General features: G+C 56.6%; 17 protein-coding genes and 1 pseudogene. All 18 read right to left on the reverse strand.

Going from position 1 to position 16,845, the window contains the following annotated elements:
* Window positions 1–69: 69 nt before the first annotated feature.
* Window positions 70–207, reverse strand: coding sequence for a hypothetical protein (locus tag ACUVTA_RS04160; RefSeq protein WP_445951714.1), 138 nt, complete (start codon window positions 205–207; stop codon window positions 70–72).
* Between the two features lie 42 nt (window positions 208–249).
* Complete coding sequence (locus ACUVTA_RS04165) at window positions 250–1,695, reverse strand: (Fe-S)-binding protein (RefSeq protein WP_445951715.1); 1,446 nt, start codon at window positions 1,693–1,695, stop codon at window positions 250–252.
* Window positions 1,692–2,363 carry a hypothetical protein gene (locus tag ACUVTA_RS04170; protein ID WP_445951716.1) on the reverse strand — a complete coding sequence of 224 codons (672 nt, stop codon included), beginning with the start codon at window positions 2,361–2,363 and terminating at the stop codon, window positions 1,692–1,694. The genes ACUVTA_RS04165 and ACUVTA_RS04170 overlap by 4 nt, the downstream gene beginning before the upstream one ends.
* Before the next feature lie 417 nt (window positions 2,364–2,780).
* Window positions 2,781–4,211, reverse strand: a complete 1,431-nt coding sequence (locus ACUVTA_RS04175; RefSeq protein WP_445951717.1) for an NADH-quinone oxidoreductase subunit N — start codon at window positions 4,209–4,211, stop codon at window positions 2,781–2,783.
* Window positions 4,212–5,729: a complex I subunit 4 family protein gene (locus ACUVTA_RS04180; RefSeq protein WP_445951718.1), complete on the reverse strand. Its 1,518-nt coding sequence runs from the start codon at window positions 5,727–5,729 to the stop codon at window positions 4,212–4,214.
* Window positions 5,726–7,735 (reverse strand): NADH-quinone oxidoreductase subunit L, encoded by a 2,010-nt coding sequence (nuoL, locus tag ACUVTA_RS04185; RefSeq protein ID WP_445951719.1) that lies wholly within the window; start codon window positions 7,733–7,735, stop codon window positions 5,726–5,728. The genes ACUVTA_RS04180 and nuoL overlap by 4 nt, the downstream gene beginning before the upstream one ends.
* A gap of 33 nt (window positions 7,736–7,768) precedes the next feature.
* Entirely contained in the window at window positions 7,769–8,077 is a 309-nt protein-coding gene (nuoK, locus tag ACUVTA_RS04190; protein WP_445951720.1) for an NADH-quinone oxidoreductase subunit NuoK, read from the reverse strand.
* Window positions 8,077–8,601 carry an NADH-quinone oxidoreductase subunit J family protein gene (locus tag ACUVTA_RS04195; RefSeq protein ID WP_445951721.1) on the reverse strand — a complete coding sequence of 175 codons (525 nt, stop codon included), beginning with the start codon at window positions 8,599–8,601 and terminating at the stop codon, window positions 8,077–8,079. Before ACUVTA_RS04195 ends, nuoK begins: the two co-directional genes overlap by 1 nt.
* A complete protein-coding gene (locus tag ACUVTA_RS04200; RefSeq protein WP_445951722.1) occupies window positions 8,601–9,083 on the reverse strand; it encodes a 4Fe-4S dicluster domain-containing protein in 483 nt (160 codons plus the stop codon). The genes ACUVTA_RS04195 and ACUVTA_RS04200 overlap by 1 nt, the downstream gene beginning before the upstream one ends.
* Before the next feature lie 6 nt (window positions 9,084–9,089).
* The gene (nuoH, locus tag ACUVTA_RS04205; RefSeq protein ID WP_445951723.1) at window positions 9,090–10,169 is read right to left on the reverse strand and encodes an NADH-quinone oxidoreductase subunit NuoH; all 1,080 of its coding nucleotides are present in this window, start codon (window positions 10,167–10,169) and stop codon (window positions 9,090–9,092) included.
* A gap of 28 nt (window positions 10,170–10,197) precedes the next feature.
* Window positions 10,198–11,850, reverse strand: a complete 1,653-nt coding sequence (locus ACUVTA_RS04210; protein WP_445951724.1) for an NADH-quinone oxidoreductase subunit D — start codon at window positions 11,848–11,850, stop codon at window positions 10,198–10,200.
* Entirely contained in the window at window positions 11,847–12,446 is a 600-nt protein-coding gene (locus tag ACUVTA_RS04215) for an NADH-quinone oxidoreductase subunit B (protein ID WP_445951725.1), read from the reverse strand. Before ACUVTA_RS04215 ends, ACUVTA_RS04210 begins: the two co-directional genes overlap by 4 nt.
* Complete coding sequence (locus ACUVTA_RS04220; protein WP_445951726.1) at window positions 12,437–12,796, reverse strand: NADH-quinone oxidoreductase subunit A; 360 nt, start codon at window positions 12,794–12,796, stop codon at window positions 12,437–12,439. The genes ACUVTA_RS04215 and ACUVTA_RS04220 overlap by 10 nt, the downstream gene beginning before the upstream one ends.
* Before the next feature lie 386 nt (window positions 12,797–13,182).
* Window positions 13,183–13,701 (reverse strand): 2-amino-4-hydroxy-6-hydroxymethyldihydropteridine diphosphokinase, encoded by a 519-nt coding sequence (gene folK, locus ACUVTA_RS04225; protein ID WP_445951727.1) that lies wholly within the window; start codon window positions 13,699–13,701, stop codon window positions 13,183–13,185.
* On the reverse strand, window positions 13,686–14,057 hold the full coding sequence (gene folB, locus ACUVTA_RS04230) for a dihydroneopterin aldolase (protein WP_445951728.1): 372 nt from the start codon (window positions 14,055–14,057) through the stop codon (window positions 13,686–13,688). Before folB ends, folK begins: the two co-directional genes overlap by 16 nt.
* An 18-nt stretch (window positions 14,058–14,075) precedes the next feature.
* Window positions 14,076–15,272, reverse strand: a complete 1,197-nt coding sequence (gene folP / locus ACUVTA_RS04235; protein WP_445951729.1) for a dihydropteroate synthase — start codon at window positions 15,270–15,272, stop codon at window positions 14,076–14,078.
* 64 nt (window positions 15,273–15,336) lie between these two features.
* Complete coding sequence (locus ACUVTA_RS04240) at window positions 15,337–16,200, reverse strand: Mrp/NBP35 family ATP-binding protein (protein ID WP_445951730.1); 864 nt, start codon at window positions 16,198–16,200, stop codon at window positions 15,337–15,339.
* A 188-nt stretch (window positions 16,201–16,388) separates the two neighbouring features.
* Window positions 16,389–16,694: pseudogene (locus ACUVTA_RS04245) on the reverse strand (DUF134 domain-containing protein); the annotation flags it as partial.
* Window positions 16,695–16,845 lie beyond the last annotated feature (151 nt).

Consider the following 16,845-nt stretch of genomic DNA (forward strand, 5'->3'; position numbering starts at 1 on the left):
ACACAACTCAAAAAAGTAAGGGCGGCCCGTCGCGGCGCAGCCCCCTCAAGGAACAATTTCGGTGTAATGCTACTCGTTGCTTATAAATTCGAGTTCTATAAAAGGCTTCGGGAGATCCGCCATCGCGTTTACAATCAGCTCCACCAGGCCGCCATAAGTGATCCTGTATTTGTCCCAGAGACCGTAGTGGCCGATCAGATCCCGCATCGCCCCCTTACAGTTCGAACACGCCGCGATAACGTATTTCGGTTAGTTGGGGTCAAGACAATCACTGAAGGCGTCGAGGATCTGCTTCGTTTTCATCCGTTCGCTCACTTTTTTGCGCCACTGGGGGAAATTAAGCTCGTTCATAATGGCAAATCCGCCACCGCCGCCACAACAATAATTCCGCACCCCATTTGGCGTCATTTCCCGGAACTGAGGGCAAATCGCTCTTACTACGTTACGTTGGGGCATGACAATACCCATCAACCGCGCTATGTTACACGAGTCATGGAGTGTTGTTGGAAAGTTATTCCGGGATGGGTCGAGTTTAATGACGCCGCTCTTTACAATTTCCCAGAAAAGCGGCAGGCAGCTCTTCCGCGGTATCTCCGATATGCTGAGGTCGCCGGGGAAGACCCGGTCGGTAATTACGCAAAGGGTTTTAGTCGCGTGACCACACTCGCCAATAACAATCTTCTTTACGCCGAGTTTTTTGGCAATTTGCACGTGCCGTAAACCTATCCTGGCCAACTCCACATCATCGCCAAAAAGGCCGTAATTTACACCGTCGTACCCCACAGGCTCGCTACTCAACGTGTAATTGATCCCCGCAGCGTCGAAAAGGACGGCAAACGCTCCCGGGTTCTCGGGCCAAGAGAGGTATTCCCCGGCGTTGTGGATGAGCAGGATATCGGCACCTTTTTTATCTACCGGAATCTTGATGCTCCTGCCGGTCCGGTCACCGATATCTTCCTCGATAAACTCAATTGCCTCCTTAAACCCACCAACGCTCATCCCGGTAGAGGAACCCACCTTCAAGTGCTGCCGGGTACCCTTAGCGTATAGCTCCTTGGGGGCTATGCCCATTTCCTGGCTGAAAAGCTTCCTTATCTCCCGCGCGATAAGGCCGTTATCGATGCCCACCGGACAAACCTGCGCACACCTACGGCAGACGTTACAGCGGTAGGAGGCCTCCATCAGCCGAATAACCAGCTTGTAGTTGAGCTCGACATCCGCCCCTACGAGGGATTTCAAGAGCTTCCCGCTCGGCGTGAAATACTGCCGGTACAAGCGCCGCAGTATTTCGGCGCGGTAGGTTGGCCGGTAGATCTCCTGCTGCCCGCTCGCCACGAAAACGTGGCAGGCCTCGGAACAGGTCTGACACCGCATACAGTAGTCGGTCGTAAGGCGGAGAATTTTCAAAAAGGTCCAGTTATTCTGCGGGTCAAAGAGTTTCCCCAGGCCGCTCAAGAACCGTCTTACCAGTTCGGCCTTCTCCTGATCCGTCTTCGGCTTAGGAATACCGACCGGCGAATGCCAATCAAGCGAAAGATCATACTTCTCCAACCACTGTGGCGGCGGCGGTTTAACTGGCGGTTCGGTATCAAGGTAAGGAAGGGGCATCAACTTTTCGGTACTGAGCTTCAAAAGTGGCTCATCAGTCAAGGCAGCCATGCGGTTAAAGGCCAGCTTTTTTTCTCCTTCATTCATTTTTCTCCACCCCCGTCGATAAGCTGCGCTTCCTCAAGCCAAGTCTTGCCGGGAACAACATGGGGCCCCGCCCACGAAACGACATACGCCAGTTGTTTGGCAATCTTCCGATCAAGGGAGCTATCCTTCACCTTAAAAGCGTCGTCCCAGAGAATCTTATCAAAGGTCAGGTATTTAATGGCGTAATGGAAGAGTTTCGAAAAGGGCAGGTAGATTAAGAAAAGTTCGAAAAGAAGGAGATTAAACCAGACCCAGAACGGAGCCGGTACCGGTGAAGCCTCGAAAAAGAGCGCCTGCTTGATTAAAGCACGGGTATAATCGAACGAAAGGTCGACGTAAGACCACGCGATAAGCCCACTCCCAAAAACCGCACCGAGAAAAATCAGGTTGAAGTAGTCCTCCGGCGTAGTGTAGGAACCGAGTTTCTCATTACCAACCCGCTTAAAAATGAGGCCGAGGGACCCAAAAGCACCGCTGATGAAGGCAACGGGGCCGAGAAAGTTTACCAGGCTACTTAGTACCCCTAACTTGAAGCGTGCTTCCACGGCCAGGAGCAGAAACCAGAGAAAGAGAAGGTAGATCCCCCAGTGCATCAGGAAGGAAAAGGGCCACAGACCAAACTGGTTATAATCTTTAAGTTTTTTTAGGAGAAAAACCTCTGAAGCCATATCCAGCAAGCCACCGATCCGTGTGTGGTGCCGCGCTTTTTTACGTAATCAACCTCCTCCATGTAAGAGCCGCCGTAATGGTGCCGGGGTTCCGTAGGCACAGGATAAAGCTCCCAACGCAGAAAAACTGGTAACGACGCGTACCGCAGCATCCGGTAAAGACCGCCGAAAATAAATACAGCCACCGCAACCCACGCGAGATAACTAACAATAACCACCATCCTCCGGCCCCTTTTTTAGAATTTTTAAAATTTTCTTACAACTAAGAATAACACGGAGGTTCCCCCCGAGCAAGAAGGAATTTGCCTCCCGTCCCACCGTATGGCGGTAAAAAGCGCCAGCTAGGCTCTCTGGAGCCCAATCCGGCGCCAAAATCATAAGTTTGCCGTTCCTGGTTACGTTATAAAGAAAAGCCCTTTAAAACCGGGCAAAACTGGCAGCGACCTGGGCCAAACGGAGCAGCGGACCCGGGAAGAGGCCGAGCAGGATAACGCCGGCCAGGCCGAGGAGCAGCGCCGCCTGGGTGCCCCAGCCATAGGTTATCGGTGTTGTCTCCGCTGGCTCGTCGACGTACATAACCTTGATAACCTGGAAGTAGTAATAGATCGAGATCACGCTTAACAGCAGCGCGATGCCCGCGATAACCACGTACCCCGCCTGGACTGCTGCCGCAAAAACCGCAAATTTCGCCATAAAACCGGCCAGCGGCGGTACCCCCGCCAGCGAAGCCAGCGCAATCACCATAACGAAAGTCAGGAAGGGTGCCCGCCGGTTGAGCCCGGCAAAGGCAGACGTTTCGCCGCCCGCCGTAAAGTCGGCAAAAGCGCTGATCACCGCGAAGGCCGTAACCGTTGATACCGCGTAGAGCAGGGAATAGTACATCACCGCCGCGGTCCCCAGGCCGCTGCGCGCAACAACCGCAAGCAGGATGTAGCCGGCATGCGCGATACTCGAGTAGGCGAGCAGCCGTTTGATATTGGTTTGCGGTAGCGCCAAGATATTACCGATAGCTACGGTGATGAGCGCCAGGATTACCAGAAGCGGTAGCCAGACACCGCTTAGCCCGGCAAAGGTTTCGCCAAAGAGGCGCAGCACCGCCGCCAGCGAGGCCGCACTCGAACCGGTGGCTAGAAAGGCTACCGCTGGAGTTGGCCCACCTTCATAAACGTCGGGTGCCCACATGTGGAAGGGGACAACATAGATTTTAAACCCCAGACCGGCCAGGATCAGCAGGCACCCTACACCAGCCAAAACCGGCCACGCTCCCGCACTAAAGGCCTGCCTGATAGCCGCCAAGTAGGTGCTCCCGGTAAGTCCGTAAATGAGACTCATCCCGTAAAGAAGCACTGCCGAGGCCAGACCGCTTAAAAGCAGGTACTTCAGACCCGCCTCCGCTGGCCGCACTTCACCACGTTGCAGCGCGAGAAGTACGTAGAAGCTGACGCTGATGAGCTCGAGGGCGATGTAGAGCGTGATGAAGTCAAGCGCTGAAGGAAGAAGCATCATCCCTGCGGCCGCAAAAAGAACCACAGAGGCGAAGTCCCCGCTCTTCACTCCCTTCCGCACCAGGAAATCCGGCGCGAAGAGCAAGGTCATACCGGCAGCCACAATGGCAACCAGCTTGAAGAAAACGGCCAGGTCGTCAACCCGGTAGCTGCCGTAAAAAGCAGTTTGGTTCACCCCGAAAAGCTTAGCGGCGAAAATGCCCGCTAAGAGAAGCCCGCCGACGCCAAACCAAGCCGCGTCCTTCCTTTGCGGGTCAGCCTTCGTGAAGATGCGCTGTGTCAGGATGATGAGCCCACACAAGGCGACGATGATTTCCGGCAGTAGCAATTTTACGGCATCCATTTACCGCACACCCCCTAATGCCGCGAGCCAGGTAAGACCCGCTACCGGTGTGGCCCCTTTGAAACCAGCCATGATCGGATCTAACCCGCTGGTGATCAAATTCATGAGCAACGACGGGTAGACACCCATGGCGACAATAAAGAAAACGATAACCGTGATCACGACCCAGTCGTGCCACACCGCATCTCTGAGCTTGGCGAACTCTTTATGCCGCAAAGGCTCGAAGTAAACGCGTTGCAAGGCCCGCAGCATATAGTAAGCGGTGAAAACGATACCTGAAATCGCGAGGATAGAGAGCGTCGGGAAGATGGGGAAGGAACCGACGAAGACGGAAAACTCCGCCCAGAAACTCGCCGTTCCCGGCAGGCCCACGGAGGCCAAACAACCGATGGCGAAGGCGATGCCCAACACCGGCATCACCTTGGCCAGACCGCCCATTGCCGCGATTACCCGGGTGTGCGTCCGGTCGTACGTCATTCCCGCAATGGCAAAGTTTAGGGCCGCCATGATCCCGTGGGCGAAGAACTGGAAAAGCGCTCCCGCCAGACTCGCGACCGTGAGGGCAGCAATGCCGAGCACCGAGTAACCCATATGGCTGATACTGGAGTTGGCGATCATGTACTTAAGGTCCTTCTGGCCCATAGCAACGAAAGCGGCGTAGACCACGCAGATGATCGCCAGCACCGCGATCACCGGTGCCCAGAAGAGCGCCCCCTGCGGGAAGAGCCAGCAGGCGATCCGGATGATACCGTAGGCCCCCAACTTCATCACGACGCCGGCCAGGATCATACTACCAGCCGTAGGCGCTCCCGTGTGGGCGTCGGGCAACCAGGAGTGGAGCGGCACAATCGGCACCTGAACTGAAAACCCAAGGGCAAAGATCGCAAAGAGCAACAACTGTTGACTACGAGTAAACTCGTGCCTGGCAAGTTCCAGGAGGTCAAGCGAGTTGATTCCCGCCACGAAGTAAAGGTAGAGAATACCGAGAAGGGTGATGGCACCGCCCAGCGTAAGGTAAAGGGCGAGCTTCATGGCTGCGTATTCCTTCTTGGTGCTACCCCAAACAGAAATCAGGATATATTTCGGCAGCACCGCTAATTCGAAGAAAACGAAGAGGAGAAAGATATCAAAGGAAGTGAAGACGCCGGCACAGGCGAAGGTAAGCGCCAGGAAAGTGATATAGTACTCTTTCACCCGGTCCTGGATGCCCCAGGAGGCAAAGACGCCCGTAAATCCGACGATTGCCGTGAGGAGCAACATCACGGCGCTGATTCCGTCAACCCCTACAAAGTACTTGATACCGAAGCTCGGCAGCCAGTTGATCTTTTCCGCGAACTGGACACCGCCCGCACCAAGGTCGTAGGCAAGAACCAGATAGGCCGCAAGGACCAGGGAAATCCCCGTTGTGACGGCCGCGATCCAGCGAATCAGTTCTTTCCGCGCTGGCGATAAGCAGAAGATAAGCGCTGCCCCGACCAAGGGTGCAAAAACGGTGGTGCTTACAACCGGAAAGCTCATCGTATCCCCCCTCCAATCGCCGCACTCACACCAGGTTCACCTAGGACCAGGACGGCCACAATTACCAGGACGCCTAATAAGAAAATCAGCGCGTAACGCTGCACCCAGCCGTTCTGGAAGAGCCGGAGCGAGCGCCCCAGCTCCATAAAGAAGGCGCCGATGCCGTTGGCCAGAACACCTGTGAAGATGTTTTCCTCGAACCAGGCCAGCACCGCCGCGCCGCCGTCAACAAAGCGCCGGATGAACCAGAGGTAGATTTCGTCGAAGTAGTACTTCCGCTCGAAGAGCCGATAGATCGGCCCGAGCATCTCGGAAAGCGGGTCTGCCGCAGTCTTCCGGCGCCCGTAGATCGCCCAGGCCGCGCCAATACCCGCAAGCACCATCAGGTTCGAAATTACGAGCGTGGGAAGGTCAAACCCTGCAGCATGGTGCGGGTGCTTGTAATATACAAAGGAAGCAAAGCCATGTTCGATTCCCGGCCAGGCAAGAAACCCGGCAAAAATCGCGAAGAAGGAGAGGACCGTGAGTGGTACGGTAACCGTCCAGGGTTCCCGCTGCAGGTGGCGGTCCGACTCCTCCCGCGCCACCGGATCTACCGGTTGCATCTTCCATACCTGGCTAGGCCGCGGGTTGCCAATGTCGGGCAGCTCCTCGTGGTGGTCGTGGTCATGACCGTGGCTGACCGGGGACCACTCCGAACGTGGTCCGAAAAAGACTACGAAGATAAGTCGGAAGGTATAGAAGGCGGTCATGAAGGCGATGATTGTTCCCAGCCAGTAGAGTCCCATGTGGCCGCTCTCTTTCGCCGCAACCAGGATTTCGTCCTTACTGAAGAAACCGGCGAAGGGGAAAAGTCCGGCGTTGGAAAGACCAGCGATGATCATCGTAACGGCCGTCACCTTCATGAACCGGTAGAGACCGCCCATCCGCCAGATATTCTCCTCGTGGAAGTAGAGGAGCATCACGCTACCGGCACACAAAAAGAGCAGGGCCTTAAAGAAGGCGTGGACCATAAGGTGGAAGGTGCCCGCCGTAAAGCCCCCCACGCCGAGCGCCATCATCATATAGGCGAGGTGGCTACAGGTCGAGTAGGCGATGATCCGCTTCATACGGCTTTGTGCGATGGCCATCGAAGCGGCAAGGAAAGCGGTAATACCGCCGATGTAGGCAACCACGAGCATCGCCTGCTCGCTCACATGGTAGAGGTCGTAAACCCGGGCCACGAGGTAGACACCCGCCGCCACCATGGTGGCAGCGTGAATGAGCGCACTGACCGGGGTAGGACCTTCCATCGCATCCGGGAGCCAGACGTGGAGCGGAAATTGCGCCGATTTGCCAATGGCGCCGCAGAAGACCAGAACCGCCGCTATGGTGAGGGCTAAGCCGGATAACTGCCCGGTCTCAATCGCGTGCGAAACCGCCCCGTAATTGAAAGCGCCGACATAATAGAAAAGCATCAGAACACCGAGCAAGAAACCAAAGTCACCAAACCGCGTAACGACAAAGGCTTTCTTGGCCGCCGCAGCTGCTGCCGGCTTGAAGTACCAGAAACCGATCAACAGGTAGGAACAGAGGCCGACCAGTTCCCAGAAGATGTAGACCATCAGGAAGTTATTGGCGAAGACGATCCCGAGCATCGAGAAGGTAAAGAGCCCCATAAAGGCGAAGTAGCGCGAATAACCGGGATCGTGCTCCATGTAAGCCGTCGAGTAAACCTGGATGAAAAAGCTTACGAAGGAGACCACGAAAGCCATGGCGGCGGATAGCGGGTCAACCAGGACGCCGAATTCAATCTTCACCGGTCCCACCGTAAGCCACTTGACAGATGATTCATAAACACCAGGAGTAGCGATAACCCGGGCCAGCTGAATTATGGCCAACACCGCACTGGCACCAATCGCCGAAACAGTCACCAAACCGCTGAGCTTTTTATAGGGCCAGGTTACCAGGCTAATTATCAGAAAGGCCGCAAGCGGTAAGAACAGAATCCACCACACCAATTCCATCGTCTCTTCCGCCTTTCCCTACAATCTACCCGGCTAACCCTTCAGCCAGGTGAAGTCATCGAGGTTGACGGTGTCCCGGTAGCGGTTCAGCACCAGCACGATCGCCAGACCTACTGCCACCTCTGCTGCGGCAACAGCAATAGTGAAAATGACAAAAAGCTGACCGAGCAACGCCCCGGGATCGATAAAGCGAGCAAAGGCCACTAAGTTGATATTAACCGCGTTAAGCATCAGCTCAATGCACATCAGCACCACGATTGCGTTCCGCTTTGTCAGAGCCCCGAAGAGCCCGATAACGAAAAGGATAGTGCTGAGGCCGAAGTAATAGAGTAAGCCCACCATCAGGACTTACGCACCTCCTCCAGGGCGATCATAACTGCACCAATGAGAGCCACCAGCAAAAGGACCGCCGCAATCTCGAAAGGAACCGCCAGTTTACTCAGCATGGCCTCGCCAAGGTAGCGGGTGATGTCGGTAACCGGCGCCTGGTTGGAAATCTGCCACGGCTTCTGGCAGCCCAGCCCGACGAGGATCACCCCGAGCGCACCCGCGACCAGCGTACCAATTACCAGTTGCGGCAGGTTGCCCACAAACCGGTTCGAATCGACCATCCGACCGCGCCGCGTGAGCATGATGGCAAAAGCGATAACGACCGCCACCGCGCCGACGTAAATCAGGACCTGCATCACCGCTAAGAAATTAGCCTGAAGTGTAAAGTAGACTCCGGCTACCCCGAGGAAGCAGACCACCATCGCCACGGCGGCGTGAAAGACGTTGCGCAGAAAAACAACTCCTAGACCCCCGCCAAGCACTAAAACAGTTAGAGCAGCAAAGGCAACGTAACTTCCCAGTGGTCCGTTAGTCATCATTCAGCCACCTTCCTTTGACCAGATTCCTCCCGCCCCGCTGGACTCTTGGACGCAACGGCTTTACCCCCGCCGGTCGCACCGGGGCTCGGCGCAGACAGGAATCCCTCGGCAAACTCTACCCGGAGGACCGAACGGTCGTAACAGGTGAGGTTGATCTGGTCGGTCATGACGAGCGCGTTCTTGTTGCAAGCCTCCACGCAGAAGCCGCAGTAGAGACAGTACTGCAGGTCCATCTCGTAACCAACCAAACGCAGCTTTTTATCCTCACCCCGCTCCGTCTTCACGGTAATCACCCGGTTAGGACAGGCATTCTGACATAGTTTACAGCCGACACACCGCGCCGGGTGAAAACAAAAGCCGCCCCGGTAAACGGGTGAAAACTTTAATTTCTTAAACGGATACTCTACAGTGATGGGGCGTTTTAACATCACCCCAAGGGTTACCCGTAAACCACGTAATGCTCCTCTTCCGTACGCCACGCTTTATCACCCACCAATCCACCGAATAAGGGCAACCTCGCCGGCGCTCACAAAGATGTTAAGCAGCGCCAGCGGTACAAGAATCTTCCACCCAAAGTCCATCATCTGGTCAATTCGGAACCGGAGCCACGTCGAACGTACCCACATGATGCAGAAGGTTAAGGCCATCGCCTTGACCATAAACCAGACAAAGGGCCAGAGCCACGGCAGGAAAGAGAAAACCGGACCGTGCCAGCCGCCCAAGAAAAGTGTCGTGGCCATAGCCGCGATGGCAAAGGTGTTCCCGAACTCTGCCAGGAAGAAAAGAGCGAAGCGCATCCCGCTGTACTCAGTATTGTAGCCAGCAACTAACTCCGATTCTCCTTCTGGCAGATCGAAGGGTGTTTGTCCTGTTTCCGCCAGCCCACAGAGAAAGTAGATAATGAAGCCGAGCGGCTGGAGGAAGATGAACCACCGAGGGATGAAGCCGAGCCAGGTGCCGCTCTGCGCCCGGACAATTTCCTGCGTGCTGAGCGTCCCTGCCAGCATCACCGCCCCCAAGAGAGCCAGCACCATCGGGACTTCGTAGCTGACCACCTGGGCCACCGAACGCATACCGCCCACAAGAGAGTACTTGCTATTGGAGCCCCAACCGGCCATCAGCAGACCGAAGGCCGCCAGGGAACCAAAAGCGACGAAAAAGAGAACGCCGACATCGAGATCGTTAAGGATCCAAGTCGGGGAGAGGGGCAAAACCATAAAAATCATGCCGCAGGACAGGAAGACAAGGTACGGCGCTAAGATGAAAACCGGCCGGTCAACCTGCGCGGGAATGATGTCTTCCTTTTGCATCAACTTGAGGGCGTCCGCCACCGTCTGGAGTAAACCAAACGGACCCGTAACGCGCGGTCCTAACCGGCACTGCATATGCCCCATAACCTTCCGTAGCATATAAACCAGCACGAGCGCCAGGATAGAAATCAGGGTCAAGACCAAAAGACCCGCGCCGACCCGGTAGAGTATTTCTGCCAGCCAGGCCGGAACGCCGCAGCCTTTCAGCCACCCGATTATCGCCGGGTAGGCACCCAAGCCTTGGGTTACATCCACATTTTCACCCCTTTGCGACTATTGAAACCTAACGGTCCACTTCGCCCATTACCGCGTCGTAGCCCGCGAAGATAGCGATAAAGTCGGCAATCTTCCAACCCCGAACTAATTCCGGTAGAGACTGTAGGTTAATGAAGAGCGGCGGCCGCCACCGGAAACGGTAAGGATTAGGCCCACCATCGCTCACCACGTAGCACCCCAGATCCCCCTTAGGCGATTCGATATGGACGTAAGCTTCGCCCGCAGGAGGCTTCAAAACCTTGGGTACCTTGCCCATGACCGGACCCGGGCCCACTTCCTCGAGGTAGGCGATTGCCTGTTCGATGATCCGCATGCTCTGCCACATCTCGAGGACGCGCAGCCAGTAAAAATCCCACGCGTCGCCGTTTTTACCCAGCGGCACCTTAAAATCAAACTTGCTGTAGAGCGAGTACGGGTCTACCTTCCGGACGTCGTAGTTTACACCCGCAGCCCGCAGCATCGGCCCGGTGATGGAATATTTAAGTGCAATATCCTTCGTTAACTTCCCGACCCGTTTCAGCCGCATCTGGAAGATCTCGTTGCCGCTCAAGATGCTGTTGTACTGCTCGATATGCCCCGGCATTTCTCTGAGGAACTTTTTGAGCCGCGGGATGAACTCGTCCGGCAGGTCACGCGCCACCCCGCCAATCCGGAAGTAAGTGGGGAACAACCGCCCCCCGGAAAGCATCTCCAACAGATCGTAGATCGTTTCCCGCTCCCGCCAGACGTAGAGGAAGGGCGTAATGGCGCCGGTATCCAGACCGAAGCAACCGATCGCCATCAGGTGGCTATGGATACGGCCGAGCTCCGCGAGGATGACCCGGATGATCTCCGCCCGTAAGGGGACTTCGATTCCGGCTAGCTTTTCCACCGCCATCACGTAAACCTGGTTGTTGTTGATCGCCGCCAGGTAGTCGGTACGGTCAGTGTACGGGATAACTTGGGCCCAAGTCCGCGTCTCCGCGATCTTTTCGAGGCCCCGGTGCAGGTAACCGATGATCGGCTTGAGATCAACAATCGTTTCCCCGTCAAGTTCCACGACAGCCCGGAAAACGCCGTGCATCGACGGGTGCTGCGGTCCAAAGTTTACCAGCACTGTCCGCGGGGCGCCGTTACCGTTCGGAGAAATTTCTCTGATGTCGAGCGGTCCTTCTGTAGAGGTACCGGTCAGGTAGATTTCGTGCGGTTCGGTTTCCGGTGGTGCCTGATCGAAAGCCTTGAAGTCTTTTCGGAAGGGATGCCCTTCGAAACCTTCCCAGAGCATGATCCGGCTGAGATTGGGGTGGCCGGTAAATTTAACCCCGAAGTAATCGTAAACCTCCCGCTCCAGCCAGTTGGCTGCGGGCCAGATGTTGCTCGCGGTAGCCACTTCCGGCTGGTTCCGGTCAACCGGAACCTTAACCACTACCGTATCTGGTTTCTCGAGGTTCATCAACCGGTAGACGACCGTGATCTGGTTCTCTTTGAGGTAGTCGACCGCGGTAAGATCGTGGAGCTGGTGGAAGTCGTAATCATCCCGGAGCGCCTGCAGCACGTCTGCGGCCTGCGGCGGTGCAACCTTAAGCTCGAGAACGCCATCCCGGTCGCTACCGGCCGTAACCGCTTCCCCGAAACGCCTGGAAAGACCGGCTTTTATCTTTTCGGCATCGCGCGTTTTCATCGCCCTCTACTCACCACCGATTCCTTCATAATCTTTTCCCGCAGCCGCAAAATACCCTCAATGAGCGCTTCCGGCCGCGGCGGGCATCCCGAAACGTAAACATCCACCGGGATGATCTGATCAACGCCCGGTACCACGCTATAAGAGTCGCGGAAAGGCCCGCCGCTGATCGCACAGGAACCCATCGCCAAGACGTACTTGGGTGAAGCCATCTGCTCGTATAGGCGCTTCACGGTCGGCGCCATCTTTTTGGTGAGCGTTCCGGCCACTAACATCAGGTCCGCCTGCCGGGGTGAAGCGCGAAACATTACGCCGAACCGGTCAAGGTCGTAGCGAGCCAGCGAGCCCGCCATCATTTCAATCGCGCAACAGGCAAGACCGAAGGTGAGCGGCCAGATGGAGCTCATACGGGCCCAGTTAAAAACGAGATCGAGCGGCGCGATGAGAACGTTGCGGTGGACCACCATTTTCTTCAGCGCCGCCCGGGTCGCTTCCTGAATCCGGTCCTGCACGCAGACCACTGGCTCCGCCCCGGACGCCGCAGCAGTCCCGGAGTGACCGGTATCTTCCATGGAAACCGAGCGTTCTACTTCCATTCGAGTGCTCCTTCCTTCCAGGCGTAACCCAAGCCGACCAGCAGGATGAGAATAAAAATAATAGCCTCAATGTAAGCAAAGAGGCCGAGCCGGTGCAGGGCTACCGCCCAAGGATAAAGAAAGATTGTCTCCACATCGAAGACGACGAAAACAAGCGCATAGAGGTAGTAGGCCACGCGGAAACGAACCCATGTCTCGCCCCGCGTAGGAATACCGCACTCGTAAGGGGCCTGTTTAACAGGCGATTTGGGAGGCTTAGCGCGGAGAACCCATGCCAGAGCCAGCACGAATACCGTAAAGCCCAGAATCACCAACGGATAGATAGCCAGGGTTAAATAGTCCTGCTGCAAACAACTCCACCTCCCGGATAAGATTTGCAGCCATCCCTCCGCAAGCTACCCTGAACCAACCGCTTCGGCCGGAACCTGACTTACGCTCGCAAACGTTCCGGTCTTTACAGGCTGGCCCGGTCTTCCCGCGTCTCACCTCCCCGAGCTTTTACGAGCTCTTTAATTGTTGAGATGATAACTCAGAAACAAAAACTATCCGGAAAATCTTCTCTTTAAAAGGATTATGAAGCAAGGGACAGGTCTATTACGTCTTATATATTTTAATATAAAGCACCAGGGCTTTCAACATCTTTCTCTTAACGAGCGATTTAAAAGTTTTATTTTGGTAGCCATAAAGTCCGTAAGTGTCTCCTCCTCGCGCCGAACGACCGCTATCTAGGAAACCCTTACCTGAAGTCCGGTACCAGCCATTCCGCCGCTACCTTCTCTACCCGCTGTTCCTTCTTGAGCCGCCCGGCCAGCTCCACGGCTTTAAAACCCCCAGGTAAAAGCATTTCCGGCGCGAGTTGCGATAGCGGTACAACTACAAAGGCGCGCTCCGTAAGATGAGGGTGCGGCACCGTAAGTTCCGGCGTCGCAAGCTCCAGGTCGTCATAGAGCAGGAGGTCCAGATCAATGAGGCGCGGGCCCCAGCGTTTTTCCCGCACCCGGCCGAGGGACGCCTCGATCTTAAGAAGCCGTCTCAGAAGCTCCCGGGGCGGCAGCGCCGTTTCCACCTCAACCACACTGTTGAAAAACTCCGGCTGGTCCTCAACCCCTAGAGGAGCGGTACGGTAGAGCGGGGCCACCCGCTTTACCCTGATCTCCCCCGTCTCTGCAAGCAGCCGCACGGCCTGGCACATATTCTCGCGCCGGTCACCAAGGTTACTGCCGATACCGATATAGGCAATCACTTCGCCGGACAACTTTTCCCCCGTAAGATTTCCACGCCGACGGCTTCGAAATATCCCGGCAGCGGCGCTCCCGGTTTCCTTACCCGCACGCCCACCTGCCGGACCGGAAAATCCTCGAGGATAGCCGCGGCCACCGCTTCCGCCAGCGCTTCGAGCAACTGGAAGGGCTGGCCGCAGACCACCGCTTCCACCTTACGGTAGACATCCAGGTAGTTGATGGTCAGCGCCAGGTCGTCCGCCCGCCCGGCAGGGGAAAGGTCAAGGTAAAGGGTTACGTCGACCAGAAAACGCTGCCCGGTCTCCCTCTCCGCAGGGAGCACGCCGTGCCGCGCAAAAAAAGCCATCCCCTCAAGAAAAATCTTATCCATCGCGCGCCCCGCCCAAATTCAGTCTTCGCGCTTCAAAGCATCGGTCATCCGCGCCACCCGAACCATCTCCTTAACGTCGTGTACCCGAACGATATCCGCGCCCTTCATGATGCCCACGGCCACTGTAGCCGCCGTTCCTTCCATCCTCTCGGAAACGGGAAGGTTAAGCGCGTAACCGATGAAGGACTTCCGGGAGGTCCCGATGAGGATCGGGCAGCCCAGGGCGTTGAGTTCTTCAAGCCGGCGCATCACCTCGAGGTTTTGTTCGGGTGTTTTCCTAAAACCGATGCCCGGGTCAATGATGATCCGTTCCCGCGGGATGCCAGCCGATACGGCAAAGGCTATCCGTTCGTGAAAATAGGCAATTAAATCCCCCATCAGGTCCCGGTAGGCTGTCCCCTTCTGGTTATGCATTAGCACTACCGGAGCGCCAGCAGCGGCTATAGCCTCGGCCATCCCTTCGTCCCGCAGCGCCCACTGGTCGTTCACGATATGCGCCCCTACCGCCAGCGCCGCCCGCGCGACCGCCGCCTTTGAAGTATCAACCGAAACGGGCACCGGAACCGCAGGGATAACCGCCTCCAGCACCGGAAGCACCCGCCGCATCTCTTCCGCCGCGTCGACCGGGGTATGACCGGGGCGCGTCGACTCGCCACCAATATCGATGATATCTGCGCCCTGCGCCACCATCTCTGTCGCCCGCGCTTTCGCGGCTTCCACCGTTTCGTAGCGGCCCCCGTCGGAAAAGGAATCGGGCGTCACGTTAAGGATGCCCATCACCAAGGTTCGTTCCCCGATAACCAGCTGCCGGCCCCGGCAATCGAGGGTGTAGGAACGGCGTCCTTCAATATTCTCCAGCACCCGGCGGATCTCCTCGCCGAGCCGCGCGAGACCAAAAGGCTGGAGGCGCAGTTTGCGCACTAACTCTTCGTACTGGCGGAGGGTTCCCAAGAGCAGAACGTCCGTTTCCGTCACCGAATGATCGACTACACCGCGGGAGACAGCCGCTTCGCCACCTTTTGATAGCATCTCCTGCTTTAAAATGTTGGCCTGCACGGGGTTGAGCCCGCAAACTTTTACCGCCCGGAAAACCGCCTTCGGCGCCATAATCCGGCAACCCGGCTCGTCGGCTCCCACACCCCTTATCTCTTCCGCCGCCGCCCGGAGGTTAGCAACCGTTACTACCCGTATTCTGTACTCCGTTCCCGTCTTCATTTCGCTCCCACCAAGCAAAAGAGCCGCAGGACAATCTCACCCTGCGGCTCTTCTATCTGCTTATTTAACTAAGGGAGTTCCCGCCCAGCTTAGCGTCGAGAATGCGGGGCAGGTGCTCCAGACCGCTCTGGTCGCACTCCTCAATTTCCCCGGCGTCCACTAACTTCGCGAGTTTCGGGTCGACGGGGAGAGTAGCGAGCAGTTCAAGCCCCGTTTCCGCCGCTACGGCTTGGCCCTGCGGCGCGCCGAAGGCGTAAATCTTCTCGCCGCACTGCGGGCAGATAATATAGGCCATGTTTTCGATCAATCCGAGCAGTGGGACCCCCATTATCTCGGCCATTCTGATTGCCTTCCGGACCACCATGATGGCGAGGTCCTGCGGCGACGAAACCACGATAATCCCGCTTAGCGGCAACGACTGCATCACCGTGAGCGGCACGTCGCCTGTCCCCGGCGGTAAATCAACGAAGAGGTAGTCCAGGTCACCCCACGCCACGTCCGTCCAGAACTGTTTGATGGCACCACTGATTACCGGCCCCCGCCAGATAACCGGCTCATCCTCTTTTTCGAGGAAGAGGTTCATCGAAATCACCCGGATGCCGCAGGCGGTTCGCAGCGGGTAGAGGACTTCTTCGGCAGCCTCCGGACGCCCCTTTACCCCGAAGCTTTTCGGGATGCTCGGGCCGGTAACGTCCGCGTCGAGGATGCCCACCTGGTAGCCGTCACGAGTGAAGGTTACCGCCAAAAGCGAAGTGACGAGGGACTTGCCAACCCCTCCCTTGCCGCTCATCACGGCAACGACCCGCTTCACGTTAGAAAGCTCGTTCTGCTGCAAATACTCGAACTTTGGCCTTCCTTCGCCGGCATGGCGCCCGCCACAGGCAGTGCAGGTTTCTCCGGTTTGCTCTCTTTTTGCTTCCCCGTTCAAAATAAAATCACCCCCGTCCGTCTAAAATTTTACTCCCTGCCGCAGCACCGCCGGTGCCGGTAACCCCGAAAAACTTCGCGTACTTCTGCCGTCGTTATATTTTTGATTTCCGCACTACCACATTTCGGACAGTTCTCGGTTTCCGGGTTCCCCCGCGGCTCTTCCCACTCATTCTTGCAGGCCGTGCACCGCATCCGCCGCGTAATCAACTGGAAATAACCTCCTTCAACCCGGATAGCCTTCCCCTTTACCAATGCCTCCGCAATCTTCGCGCGAGCTCCGGTCAGCAGCCGCTGAAAAGTGGGACGCGAGATGCCCATCCGGTCGGCACACTCTTCCTGCTCGAGCCCTTCCAGGTCTTTGAGTCTGATCGCCTCTACCTCTTCTACCCCGAGAGAAACCTCTTTCAAGCGGTAGAGAGGTATCCCAGCCGGCTTAAAAGAGGTGCAGTGAGGCATGTACTCTACCCGACGGCACTTCGGCGGCCTCCCCAAGTTTTAAACCCCCTTTTCAAAGAAATCACGGAAGGAGAGGACCAAGATATAATTATACCGGCTTAAAAAAAGCGGGTCAAGGAAAGCGACGGGGAGGACCGCGTCAACCCACTGTAGGAATCTCAAAACCTCTCACCGCCCCCGAGCCTGG

This window comes from Thermodesulfitimonas sp. (assembly GCF_052743955.1).